10 protein-coding genes are annotated in these 13033 nt (G+C 38.9%); 7 read left to right on the plus strand and 3 right to left on the minus strand.

Annotation, left to right across the window (positions count from 1 at the left end; translation table 11 throughout):
• The first annotated feature begins 204 nt into the window (after positions 1-204).
• Together RCC89_03055 and RCC89_03060 are read left to right on the plus strand one after the other, a co-directional pair.
• Positions 205-753 carry a hypothetical protein gene (locus RCC89_03055; GenBank protein ID WMJ72151.1) on the plus strand — a complete coding sequence of 183 codons (549 nt, stop codon included), beginning with the start codon at positions 205-207 and terminating at the stop codon, positions 751-753.
• Positions 754-862: 109 nt separating this feature from the next.
• Positions 863-1231, plus strand: a complete 369-nt coding sequence (locus RCC89_03060; GenBank protein ID WMJ72152.1) for a preprotein translocase subunit SecB — start codon at positions 863-865, stop codon at positions 1229-1231.
• A gap of 252 nt (positions 1232-1483) precedes the next feature.
• Here the strand turns inward: RCC89_03060 and RCC89_03065 are convergent, their stop codons facing one another.
• The 3 genes from RCC89_03065 to RCC89_03075 form a co-directional block, all read right to left on the minus strand.
• A complete protein-coding gene (locus tag RCC89_03065) occupies positions 1484-2218 on the minus strand; it encodes a DUF481 domain-containing protein (GenBank protein ID WMJ72153.1) in 735 nt (244 codons plus the stop codon).
• Positions 2219-2480: 262 nt separating this feature from the next.
• Positions 2481-3278 carry a DUF481 domain-containing protein gene (locus RCC89_03070; protein WMJ72154.1) on the minus strand — a complete coding sequence of 266 codons (798 nt, stop codon included), beginning with the start codon at positions 3276-3278 and terminating at the stop codon, positions 2481-2483.
• A 22-nt stretch (positions 3279-3300) separates the two neighbouring features.
• Positions 3301-4197 carry a lysophospholipid acyltransferase family protein gene (locus RCC89_03075; GenBank protein WMJ75629.1) on the minus strand — a complete coding sequence of 299 codons (897 nt, stop codon included), beginning with the start codon at positions 4195-4197 and terminating at the stop codon, positions 3301-3303.
• 260 nt (positions 4198-4457) lie between these two features.
• On the opposite strand from RCC89_03075, the gene thpR reads away from it, so the two are divergent.
• From thpR to RCC89_03100, 5 genes are all read left to right on the plus strand, one after another.
• On the plus strand, positions 4458-5006 hold the full coding sequence (gene thpR, locus RCC89_03080; GenBank protein ID WMJ72155.1) for an RNA 2',3'-cyclic phosphodiesterase: 549 nt from the start codon (positions 4458-4460) through the stop codon (positions 5004-5006).
• Positions 4987-5739 (plus strand): DUF72 domain-containing protein, encoded by a 753-nt coding sequence (locus tag RCC89_03085; GenBank protein ID WMJ72156.1) that lies wholly within the window; start codon positions 4987-4989, stop codon positions 5737-5739. Before thpR ends, RCC89_03085 begins: the two co-directional genes overlap by 20 nt.
• 782 nt (positions 5740-6521) lie before the next feature.
• Positions 6522-9005, plus strand: a complete 2484-nt coding sequence (locus tag RCC89_03090) for an MMPL family transporter (protein ID WMJ72157.1) — start codon at positions 6522-6524, stop codon at positions 9003-9005.
• 16 nt (positions 9006-9021) lie between these two features.
• A complete protein-coding gene (ileS, locus tag RCC89_03095) occupies positions 9022-12318 on the plus strand; it encodes an isoleucine--tRNA ligase (protein WMJ72158.1) in 3297 nt (1098 codons plus the stop codon).
• A gap of 55 nt (positions 12319-12373) precedes the next feature.
• On the plus strand, positions 12374-12979 hold the full coding sequence (locus tag RCC89_03100; protein ID WMJ75630.1) for a lipoprotein signal peptidase: 606 nt from the start codon (positions 12374-12376) through the stop codon (positions 12977-12979).
• Positions 12980-13033 lie beyond the last annotated feature (54 nt).

Here is a 13033-nt window from a genome sequence, read left to right on the forward strand (position 1 = left end):
GTAAGATTCTATCAATAGAATAAAACGCCCCTTTAAGGAACGTGACCTGTTCTCTGCTTTAGCAGAAAGTAAATGACTACGTTAGTTTGTTTACATTTGACATAATGTGGTATTTGCCAGTTATAAAGAGGGAAGAGGGAATAGAAAATGGACATGTCCTGCTGAGAGAAAGTATGGTGAAAGGTTATAAAGAGGATAATTTCCGTGTTTGTTACAGTAGTTTTACATAAAAAAAATAAGTTTGGTGGTTTATCAAAAGAAATAGCAACTATCAGTAAAAATAGGAGGATGAGTATGAAGTTCAATGAAAAGTATAATGTGTCAAAAGAGTTTGAGGATATCTTTGTATTTAATAGTAAAGAAGAAGAGCTTGAGTTTGATGCCCAGGTATTAATGTTTAAATTTTTAGAGGGCGTTGAGAGATCTTTCGCAAATGGACCCAAGTTTAAGAAGAAGTATTTAGCTGAAGCTTTAGGTAAATCAACTAGTTTTATTTCTCAACTGTATTCTGGTGATAAGTTAATTAATTTACTCTCACTTGCTAAAATTCAAAAGTCATTTAATATAACTTTTGAGGTTAATGCACATGTTAATTCTCAGGATTATAAAGAAGTGACAGAACAGATGAAATTAAAAAGCATTCCTAATGAACCCGAAGGTTTTTGGGTATGGAAAAATCAGAAACCGGATTACTCTGAATCAGACGATTGTTGCGATTTTTTTGATGTTTCGAAAAATATAACGGCAGCCTAACTTTATGAAAGCCTATAAATCTACTCTGGTCTTGTAGAGTTTTTTTCTGTTAAATCATTCGTACCATTTTATTGGGCCTCAGGAAGGTCTAGAACTTAATGTCAGTGAAGTGTTTAACAACTATAACATAGATATTGATTTTGCTTTAAAGAGTATTGACGAGAACTTGTTTCAGTTATTTACTAAAATTAATATTAATGATTTAGAAAAGCCCCTACCCGGCTATGTTTTATTTATTGAAGGTGTTTGTATTTTTGCATTTGATAAACCTGAAGAATTGTCGAATAAAGAAAAGTCTAACCTTCTCCATATTTCAGGGTTAAATATTTGTATAAATAGTTTGCGGAATAATTTAACTATTGCAACTGCCAATGGTCCGTTAGGCAAGTATACTTTGCCATCAATAGATGTAAATAAGCTACTAATAGATAAACAGGCTGAGCAAAATACAAAAAAGGCAAATAAGGAGAATACATAAATTTAAGAAATTCTGTATATAATAGACGCTAATCTATAGGCGGTGTTGAGTATGGCGGCAATTGTATTGCATAAAACCTTACACCTCTATTATCAGAAACCATCTCTCAGATAATTATGTTGCGGATAAACTTTTGATTTGACAGCCTGATATTACTGGTGGATAAAACCGGAAGGCTTCATAGTGTATTTTAAAACCTGTTTAAACCTGGGTTTTCTTTACTAATGAAATCAATGCTTTTTGAATTACCCTCTACAAATTTATTTGAAACCCATTGGTCAGTGAGTATATAAACGGCGTGATCGGGACAATGGGCCTGTTTTCATAATTTCCCGTAAAAGTGGTTTTTAGAGAGAGTCTTTCCGTTACTTTTACCAGCAAATTTGCTTCTCCGCTGTAGCGATGCCTGAATGCCTTAATGCTATTGTCATAGCCTGTTTGGAAGTAAAAGATAGTATTCAGGTCTATATGTTCTTTAATTTTCCACCTTGTCGAAATATTACTGGTAGACTTGATGAGGGTTACTTGCTGAAAATTGTTTGCCTCGTATGGGTGCTGCCACTGCTCATATTCAAGCATAGCTCCTGTGCTTAAGGTAATGTTTATGCTTTTACTTTTTATTAATCGATACCTAATAGCGCCTCCCGTTAATAGCCTTGGGTCAAGTCCACGAAAATTGTCATACTGGTATTGGGTGAAAAATTCGGGGTGAATGGTTTCGTTATGGTTAAAGCTTGTTCGGAAATGTACATATCCCGTGCTTAGGAATACGTTTTCGTTGATTTTCAAATAGTCAAATTTTCCAATAAGCATATAAACGTGATTTTTGCTTATATAGCCAAAGTCAGCGCCACTATTGAAACCTAAAAGATTTACTGGGTCTTTCTCGCCTGCGCTCCTGTTGTACATGCTTAAAGAAGCAGACACATTTCCCACAAAGTAATTGGCGGTATCTTTACGCTCCAGGCGTGTTTTTTCGATATTCAAAATTTGACTGGAGGCGTGGTGGCTAAGAAAGCTTACTATTATTAAAATGAAATATTTTTTAAACATCTTCGTGCTTCGGTGAGGCGCATAGGATAACTATTTTAACCTGAATTATGCGATAGATTTCGTTATGAGAAGCAAAACAAATGATTTGATTGTTTTTTGCTGCGTAATAGAAAGTTTTATCGCATACTTCATGTTTAATGAACGAAATTAACAAAAGCAATCTGATGAAGTGGCATACTTTTATATATTTCTCGCCTTATAGTGAGAACTGCAAGCCGTTTGTCAGCGAAAAAATAAATGGAACAATGGGGACTATAGGTTTGCTTTCATAGCTGCCAATAAAGGTAGTAGTGAGATTCAATTTTTTGCTCACTTTAACCAATAGGTTAGCTTCACCACTTATCCGGTGCCTAAACCCGCTAATGCTTCTGTCGTAACCTGTTTGGAAATAGGCAATGCCGTTGAGGTCAATATGGCTGTTGACTTTCCAGCGGGCATTCAAATAATTCGTTGACTTGATTAGGTTCATTTCTACAAAGACTCCTTCTATATAAGGTTGTGCCCATTTTTCGTATTCGTACATGGCGCCAGGGCTCACAATCAAAGTCAATTTTTCGGTTTGGAAAAAACGGTAACGGAGGCCTGCGCCTGCCAATAACCTTGGGTGCAACCCCCGGATATTATCAAACTGGTACTGGCCGAAAACTTCAGGGTGAAAGGTTTGGTTGTGGTTAAAACTTATCCGAAAATGTGAGTAGCCTGTATTTGTTATAATATCTTCGTTTACATTGAGATAGTCCATTCTGTTGATTAGGCGGTAGAAATGCTTTTTCCCAACATATCCGACACTTGCTCCTATCCCAAAGCCCATAATGTGGATAGGGTCATCTATGCCTGCGCTGACATTGTTTATGGTCATCGTGGCATTGGTGTTTGCCAAAAAATAGTTTGTAGTGTCCTTTTTTTCGATTTTCTTTTTCTCAAGGTTTAATATCTGACAGTTTGCCGAATACGAAGAAAGGGCTAATATGACCAGGATTAAAGTTCTGAGCATTAGTGATTTGTTTTTTTTCTACTTAAGTTTTTGGGCGGCTGTGCTTCCATCGTCTATGGGACCAAAGCCAGGTTTCAGGGTTTTCGATAATGTCTTTTTCGATTCTTCTTATATAAATTTCGCAAAGTTCTTCCTCTGTATGGTTCGTAGGGTTCTTGACCAATAGCTCATTTTCCAGTTGGTAATAACCTCTTGCCTTCCTTTTTACCGATACATAAACCATTGGGTAGTTCATTTTTTTCGCAATGCGGGCTGGGCCTCTAAACACAGGCGTATCTTGGTTAAGAAATGTTGTCCAATAGGCCCCCTGCGGACTTGGAGTTTGATCTGCTATGAAAAATGTAACGTTCAGGTGGTTTTTGTTGCTGATTACCCGACGGTACGTGTCGTTCATTGCTATCAGCTCCACATTAAACCTTCGACGTTGCTTGTGCATCAAGCGGTCAATGACTTTGGTAGACAAGGGCTTATAAATAGCATAGGCTTTATGCTTGATGTGGTTGCCTAAGCAAATGTCTCCCCACTCCCAGTTGCCGATGTGGCCAGTTATACCTATAATATTTTGCTGTTTACTGGCCAGTTCATCCACTACTGTTGAATCCTTGAAGCTGCACCTTTTGTATCCTTCTTCCTTGCTTATCGTAAACTTTTTGATGATCTCAACAATCAAATCGCACAGGTATCGATAAAAGTTTTTCTCAAGATCTAGAAGTTCTTTGCTGCTTTTTTCAGGAAAGGAGTTTCTTAGGTTTTCCCTTACTACTTTTTTTCTATAACCTATGCCACGGTAAGCGACAAGGTATAAGCAGTTAGAAATGCCATACAATGTTGAAAGTGGCAAGAGGGAAAGGGTATAAATAACGCCAATGGCTAGCCTGGCAAACAGCTGTTTCATATAAGACCTATGTTGGCAGAATATCTGATGGCATTGACCAGATAAACGGCAGGGTTATGCTTGATGCTTTGAAATTACAAAATTATCTACTATGGTGAAAGAAACATTCATTTGCTGAGATAATTTATATAACCAATTAAATGCAATAGAGTTTTCCTGCGGGGATTTTGTTTTTGCTATGGTTCTCATGTGTGGGGCAAAAGGGGCCGTAATAGAAAGTTTCTATTACATATTTCAGGTTGAACAAGAAAAGCTTCTAGATGTTTTCCCTATAAAAGCTTTTTATGGGAGCAAAAAGATTATTTGTAGCTATCCCAGTTCCGGATATTGTTAAAGATGAGATCCGGTCAGTGGCTGAAAAGCTTGGAGAGATGGATAAAATTATTCCTGAACAGAACTGGCATATTACTGTTCATTTTCTTGGGGATACACCTGAGAAAGAGATACCGTCGCTGTTAGAAAAGCTGTCTCACGGAGTAGCTGATATACCTGCCTTTACCTTGTCTTTTCAAGATATTATTGTTAAAAAAAGCGGGTTCCGCGCTATGATTTGGGTTAGGGGTGAACCGTCACAGGCTTTTGTTAAGCTGGTGAGAAAAGTTGAAATGCTTACAGATGGGAAAGAACAACGTAAGCCAATTCCGCACATTACCTTAAGCAGGATTAAGAAAAAGCCATTTGAAAGAAAAAACCTTCCGGTAGCTTTTAAAAGCAGCCTTACTTGGAAGGTGGAACATATTGAGCTTTGGGAGTCAAAACTATCAAGAGAGAATTCTTTGTATACCAATTTAGGGTCATTTAAGCTAAAGGATTATGAGCCAAAGTACAGGTAAATTTTTTATTGGCACATCAGGTTGGCATTATAAGCATTGGGTAGGGAGTTTTTATCCCGATAAGACACCCCCACGTAAGTTTATGCAACATTATTTAAAGTACTTTAGCACTACAGAAATCAATGCCAGTTTTTATAGGTTGCCTGCCGAAAAAACTTTTCAAACATGGAAAGATGCTGTGCCGGACGGTTTTGTTTTTTCGGTAAAAGCCAGTAGATACATTACGCACATGAAAAAGTTGAAAGATCCGCACGAACCACTGGCAAACCTTTTTAGCAGGGCGGATGTGCTTGAGGAAAAGCTAGGGCCTATCCTTTTTCAACTTCCTCCTGGGTGGAAGCTTAATTTAGACCGCTTGCATTATTTCCTTGATGCTTTGCCTACAGGTTACCGCTATGCCTTAGAGTGTAGAAACCATACATGGTACTCCGAGGAGGTCTATGACTTGTTAGAGAAAAAGAACATCGCATTTTGTATTTATGAGTTAGAAGGTCATGTATCGCCATTTCAACTGACCGCCGATTGGGTTTATGTTAGGCTGCATGGGCCAGGGGGAAAGTATGAAGGAAGTTATGATGACAAAAGCTTGAATAAGTGGGCTAAGGAGATAAAAAGCTGGAATGGAAAAGGAAAAGATGTTTATCTCTATTTTGATAATGACCAAAATGGCTATGCTGCACAAAATGCCCTAAGGCTTAACCAAATATTAGAAAAATCTGGTGCTACTATTTGACGGTCATAGATTTGAGAAACATAAAATGAACTGTTTTCATATGTTTGTTTGGTGACTTAAAATTTTTTTAAAAAAAGTTTTTTGTGATGTAAGAAAATTAAAAAAAATGTTTAACTTGGTAGTCGAATAAATAATTTGTTTAAACTAATCAACTAAGTGCTATGTCCGTAAACACAGCGCTGCCTTTTTTATTTTTTTTATTTGTGGGGTATCTCACAAGTACTTATTTTTTGTAAGTTTCAGACTTTTACTGCTCGTTTATTTGTGGGATTGCTCCACCGATATTGAGAAGAACTGAGAAAAGCCGGTTTCTGAATAAGGAACCGGCTTTATTTTTTGCCGTATATATTGCTTGTGCTAAGGTTAATGCTGAAGCCGAATATTCTTTATTATAGCAAATAAGGTCTAGCCTGGACTATGCGTTAGAAAGTTCTTATGCATGTTTCAGGTTCAATATGTTTTAAGGTGAAACTACAGTTTTTTCAATGTCCATTTGCTTTGTGGATGCTGGGTATACCATAAGAATTTATGTTACGGCCATTTTATGCCTTGCTATAAAAAGGCGTCTAACTTTTCCTACGGGCTTTTTCAACAGACCATAATAAAAAGTGAATCATATTTATTGCTTTACTGTTGAGATTTGAAAGCAGATAAAATGCATGCAAATTATATTGTATGTATCTAAGAAAAAAAACAGAAAAAACTATCTTTGTAATTCTGTATTCTGCAAAAAAAGACCTAAATTTTTAAAAATCGTTACCTTTGTTGTTTAGTTGAGGAATATGTGGTTTAAAATTTCTAGCATTATCATCAAAAACAGGCTTTGGCTGGTTCTGTTTACCTTCCTGCTTACTGGTTTTATGGCCTACAAAGCCAAAGACATTGAGCTTACTTATGACTTTGTGAAGGTGCTTCCTTCTGACGATAAAGACCTGCTTTATTTTAATGAATTTAAAGAGAAGTATGGCGAAGATGGCAACCTAATGGTTGTCGGTATCAGCGACAGCGCACTGTTTCAATTGGACAACTTTAACAGGTTTTATGACTTGAATGAAAGGCTGTCTAATCTTCATGGAATGCAGGAGGTCGTATCTCTGGCTAAGCTTCCGATGATTGTTAGGGATTCAGAAGCGCGTAAGTTTAAGGTTCAACCAGTATTTTCGAACAAGCCAGAAGCACAGGTGGAGCTTGACAGCTTATTGGCTGTTGCTGTTAGCCAAAGGTTTTATGACGGCATGCTGTATAACGAGCATACAGGGGCTGCACTCATTGCGTTGACTATAGAGCCTGACGTGTTAAACTCCTCCAAGCGTCAAGAGATGATGGATGAGATTCTTGCTGTATGCAAAGAGTTTTCTGCTGACACTGATATTGAGGCGCATTATGCAGGTCTTCCATTTGTGAGGGCAACGATGGTAAATAACGTGTCCAGTGAGTTTAAGCTGTTTCTTGCACTTGCGGTAGTGGTTACCTCTGCCATTTTGTTCTTTTTCTTCCGCTCGTTCTTTGCAGTAGGTTTGACATTTCTGATTATCACCATTACGGTACTTTGGACCATGGGTACGATAGTACTGTTTGGGTATAAAATGACACTGCTCACAGGTATTCTGCCGGCACTAATTATTGTCATAGGCATACCTAACTGTGTCTATATGTACAATAAGTACCACAATGAGTATAGGAAACACGGTAATAAGACCAAAGCGGTCAGTAGGATCATTCAAAAAATTGGTCAGCTTACCCTTATGACCAATACCACTACAGCCATTGGTTTCTTGGTACTTAATTTTACCAATGTTACTATTCTAAAAGAGTTTGGCCTTGTAGCAGGTATTATCAGTATCTGTACCTTCTTTATCACTATAATGGTGGTGCCTTCTTTGTTGTTCTTCCTGCCAGAGCCTAGCTCCAAGCAGTTGAAGCATCTTGATTTTAAATTAATAAGAAGTATAAATTTTGGTTTGGAGCATTTGGTGCTTCGTTATAGGCCTTTTGTATATGTATTTGCAGGACTGGTTTTAGCTGGTGCCTTTGCAGGAATTTCCAAAATTCAGGCAGTGTCTTTTATGGTAGATGACCTGCCGGAAAAGAGTACTGTCAAATCAGACTTAAAGTTTTTTGAGGAAAACTTTAATGGCATTATGCCTTTGGAAATTGTAGTGGACATGGGGAAAGACAATGCTATAAAAAGTCTTTCGAACATGAAAAAGCTGGAGCAGGTAGAGGAGTATCTTAATTCTTTAGAGCAGGTTTCGCCTCCTATCTCCATCTTAAACATTATCAAAGGTTCTACGCAGGCATTTTATGGCGGCATTCCTGAAAAATATGTATTGCCTACTAGTAGGGATATGCCTTTCATAATGCGTTATTTTGGAAACCAGCAAGAGGAAAACACCATGCTTCGTTCCTTAATGGACCCTAATGGTCGGGAAGTGCGCTTTACGACGAAAGTAGCTGACCTTGGAACCAATGAAATGAACAGGCTGGTCCATGAGGAGATTAACCCGGCATTGTCCAAAATGCTTGCCGATAGTGGCTTTGAATTTAGGGTCACCGGCACAACACTGCTGTTTTTGAAAGGTAATGAGTACCTTATCAATGGCCTTACAGGAAGTCTTTTGTTTGCTTTTGCACTGATATCTGTTCTTATGGCCATGCAGTTCAAGAGCATTAAAATGGTCCTTATATCTCTTATCCCAAATGTTATTCCGCTATTGGCGACTATGGGTATCATGGGCTTTTTCAATATTCCGTTAAAACCTAGTACGGCGCTGATATTTAGTATTGCATTTGGTATATCGGTAGATGATACGATACATTATTTAAGTAAATACAAACAAGAACTGATACATTACCGTGGCAACGTGCTTCAGGCCGTAACCAGAAGCCTTGAAGAAGCCGGTACAAGTATGATATATACATCTATAGTTCTTTTCTGTGGATTTGTTATTTTTGCGTGGTCAGATTTTGGTGGCACAGTGGCTTTGGGTATTTTAACCTCTATCACATTGATGTTTGCCATGCTGACCAACTTGACCATTCTTCCTTCTTTATTGCTTACTTTTAGCGCTGGTATCAATAAAAACTTGTTTCCAGTGGTTAGAAAGCAGACCAGGTTTCATATGGAAGAAGATGATGTAGAGCTGGATATCTCCAAGCTTAAAGTCAAGAATCAAAAAGTTTACAATATGGCATCTTCTGATGCAGAAGAAAAGTCGGCTCCTGTTAAAATGGATCCGGTACGTATCGCAAGAAGCGAGATTTAAAAAAACATTTTTTCTGATGAAATACAGGGAATACAAAAACGTGAATTTGCCTTCTGTAGGGGAAGAGGTCCTCAGGCAATGGAAAGAAAAGCAAATTTTTGAAAAATCAGTAAATAGCAGGGAAGGTTCTCCTGCTTTTACTTTTTATGAAGGGCCACCATCTGCCAATGGCACACCGGGCATACACCATGTGATGGCGCGTACGGTCAAAGATATTTTTTGCCGTTACAAAACTTTGAAAGGTTTTCAGGTAAAAAGAAAAGGTGGCTGGGATACCCATGGCCTGCCCGTGGAGCTGCAGGTGGAAAAAGAGCTTGGCATTACCAAAGACGACATTGGAAAGAAAATTTCCATTGAAGAGTACAATCAGAATTGCCGTGAGGCGGTAATGAAATACAAAGGGCAGTGGGACGACCTTACAGAGAAGATGGGGTACTGGGTAGACCTGCAAAACCCCTATATCACTTTTGATAACAACTACATCGAGTCTGTTTGGAGCCTGCTTAAGAAGCTTTATGATAAAGGCTACTTATATAAAGGTTACACCATACAGCCTTATTCTCCTGCGGCCGGAACCGGACTTAGCTCTCATGAACTTAACCAGCCTGGTTGCTATAGGAATGTAAAAGACACTTCTGTAGTAGCACAGTTTAAGACGGGTAATGACAATGAGTATTTTCTCGCTTGGACCACTACCCCTTGGACGCTTCCGTCCAATGCTGCTTTGGCTGTTGGGGAGAAGATTACTTATGTGAAAGTAAAAACTTTTAACCAATACACACACCAGCCTATTTCTGTGATTTTAGCAAAAGATTTGGTTGGAAACTTCTTCTCTGCAAAGGCTGCCAAAGTTCCTTTGGAAAATTATAAGCCAGGAGACAAGCTGATTCCTTATGAAATAATTGCAGAATATAAAGGTGCAGACCTTGTAGGCATGGAGTATGAGCAGTTGTTGCCTTATGTTAAACCTGAAGGTGCTGCTTTTAGGGTAATTCCTGGAGACTTTGTTAGTACTGAAGATGGTACCGGTATTGTGCATATTGCCCCTACTTTTGGTGCAGACGATGCCAGGGTCGCAAAGCAAGCGGGAATTCCTGCTATTCTTGTGAAGGATGAAAACGGTAACGACATGCCTTTAGTAGACAAGCGTGGCCGTTTTGTTAAGGAAGTAACAGACTTTGCGGGAATGTATGTGAAAAACTTTGGGGCTCAAGATGAGTCTGACCCAGAGTTTAAGTCTACAGATGTTCTGATCGCTATTAAATTAAAAGAAGAGAATAAAGCCTTTAAGGTAGAGAAATACGAGCACAGCTACCCGCATTGTTGGAGAACAGACTACCCTGTACTTTACTACCCGCTCGAAAGCTGGTTTGTTAAAACTACTGCGGTAAAAGATAAGTTAACAGAACTTAATAAAACGATCAACTGGAAACCAGCCTCCACTGGTAGTGGGCGTTTTGGTAACTGGTTGGAGAATCTTGTAGACTGGAACCTTTCGCGCTCAAGGTATTGGGGTACCCCTTTGCCTGTATGGAGAACGGAGGATGCCAGTGAGGAGAAGTGCATTGGTTCTATTGCCGAATTGAAAGAAGAAATAAAAAAGGCAAAAGAAGCAGGCTTCGACAACCCAGAGGATATCCCAGACCTGCATAGGCCGTATGTTGACAATATTGTACTTGTCAGCAGCAAAGGAGAACCTATGCACCGTGAAGCTGACCTTATAGATGTTTGGTTCGATTCGGGTGCGATGCCTTACGCTCAGTGGCATTGGCCTTTTGAAAATGATGAAATTTTCCAAAAGAATTTTCCTGCCGATTTTATTGCCGAAGGTGTAGACCAAACCCGTGGCTGGTTTTTTACGCTGCATGCAATAGCTGTAATGCTTTTTGATAGTGTTGCATTTAAAAATGTAATAGCCAATGGCCTGGTTCTTGATAAAAACGGCAACAAAATGTCTAAACGGCTAGGCAATGCAATCGATCCTTTTGACACCATAAGCAAATATGGACCTGATGCGACCAGGTGGTATATGATTTCTAATGCGCCACCTTGGGACAATTTAAAGTTCAACCTTGAAGGTGTAACCGAGGTTCAGAGAAGGTTTTTCGGAACCCTTCAGAATACTTATGCTTTTTTTGCGCTTTATGCCAATCTTGACAACTTTACCTATGCAGAGGCCGATGTGCCTTTGGAAAAAAGGACTGAGAGCGACCGGTGGATCATTTCTAGGCTTAACACCTTGATCAAAAACGTAGATAATGCCTATGCGGAGTTTGAGCCTACGCGCGCTACAAGAGAAATTCAGGACTTTGTTACAGATGACTTGAGTAACTGGTATGTGCGTTTGAACAGGAAACGTTTTTGGAGAGGCGAGTACAATGAAGATAAAATTGCCGCTTATCAAACATTGTATGCTTGCTTGGCTACTGTGGCAAAACTCTCTAGTGCGGTGGCGCCTTTTTATATGGACAAACTATGGCTTGATTTAAATCAGGTCTCAGGAAAAGAAACCGCTGAATCTGTACATTTGAGCGACTTCCCTGTAGCTGATGAGAATGCCATTAATATTGAACTTGAAGAAAGGATGTCTTTGGCACAAACCATTTCATCTTTGGTGCACTCTCTTAGAAAGGGGCAAAACATTAAAGTAAGGCAGCCGCTTTCCAAGATTTTGGTTCCGGTGCTGAATGACCAGTTTAAAAAGCAGGTGCAGGCTGTAGAAGATTTAATTCTTTCAGAAGTTAATGTTAAGACCATTGAGTATGTAGATGATGCCTCTGGTGTGTTGGTTAAGAAAGTGAAGCCTAACTTTAGAAAACTCGGCAAAGAATATGGGCCGAGATTGAAAGAGGTGACCGCCATAATCAATAAGTTTTCACAAGAGGATATTCAACTACTGGAAAGAGAAAATAGCTATAAAGCAAAACTTGGCGATGGCTCAATTATAGAGCTTACCTTGGAAGATGTGGAACTGTCTTTTGAAGATATACCAGGTTGGATGGTTGCCAGCGAAGGCAATGTGACAGTAGCACTTGATATCACCATTTCTGAAGACTTAAAGAAAGAAGGTATTGCGCGTGATGTCGTGAACCGTGTCCAGAACCTTCGGAAGGATATGGGGCTAGAGGTGCAAGATAAAATCCGTATTACAATCCAAAAAACTGATGATCTCATCAACGCTGCGCTAGATTCTAATAAAGAATATATTTGTAGTGAAACTCAAGCCTTGTCTCTTGAGTTAAATGATAGTATCACTGATGGAAAAGTGATAGATATGGATGATCATCAGCTTATCCTAAAAATTGAATTATAATATGGAACATACGCAGGCAGCAGCTTTGTCGCAAAAAGCGCTGCCAATTGACACTATGAAATACACAAAGTATTATCTTCTCAGCCTTGGTATTATACTGGTAGACCAAGTGGTAAAATTATTGGTTCACCATCATATGTTTTTAGGATATGAGATACCGATTTTCGGTGATTGGTTCAAACTTCACTATACCGAAAACCCAGGTATGGCTTTTGGCTTAGAAATAGCCGGTCGGTATGGGAAACTGGTATTAAGTATATTTAGGTTGTTTGCTATGGTAGGTATTGCTTATTACCTGTATACTTTAGCAAAAAAACATGTACATCCAGGGTTGTTATGGTCAATCGCCCTAATTTTAGGTGGTGCTATCGGGAACGTGGTGGATAGTACTTTTTATGGTGTATTACTGGGCAATGCTCCTGCAGATGCCCCGACACCGTGGTTTCATGGCCAAGTCATAGACATGTTCTTTATTGATATTTGTAACTGCTGGATTCCTGAATGGGTACCTTTTTTGGGTGGACAGTACTATCCACTTTGGCCAATATTTAATGTGGCCGATGCCGCTATATTTGTAGGTGTGGTAGTTATTTTGGTAATGCAGAAAAAGTTCTTTGCAGAAGCAGAGCAGTCAAATGAAAATGAGAAAGCAAACGAATAGTTTGCTGTAGAATGTTTTATTAAGACGGATGGGTTTTCCTGTCCGTTTTTTTTA

The sequence above is a fragment of the Cytophagaceae bacterium ABcell3 genome, from assembly GCA_030913385.1.
In the GTDB taxonomy this organism is placed as follows: Bacteria; Bacteroidota; Bacteroidia; order Cytophagales; family Cytophagaceae; genus ABcell3.

Bases quoted from the DNA above. Each gene is read 5' to 3' on its own strand.
- RCC89_03070 (WMJ72154.1), bottom strand. From the start codon at position 3,278: ATGCTCAGAACTTTAATCCTGGTCATATTAGCCCTTTCTTCGTATTCG.
- thpR (WMJ72155.1), top strand. From the start codon at position 4,458: ATGGGAGCAAAAAGATTATTTGTAGCTATCCCAGTTCCGGATATTGTT.
- RCC89_03085 (WMJ72156.1), top strand. From the start codon at position 4,987: ATGAGCCAAAGTACAGGTAAATTTTTTATTGGCACATCAGGTTGGCAT.
- RCC89_03090 (WMJ72157.1), top strand. From the start codon at position 6,522: ATGTGGTTTAAAATTTCTAGCATTATCATCAAAAACAGGCTTTGGCTG.
- ileS (WMJ72158.1), top strand. From the start codon at position 9,022: ATGAAATACAGGGAATACAAAAACGTGAATTTGCCTTCTGTAGGGGAA.
- RCC89_03100 (WMJ75630.1), top strand. From the start codon at position 12,374: ATGAAATACACAAAGTATTATCTTCTCAGCCTTGGTATTATACTGGTA.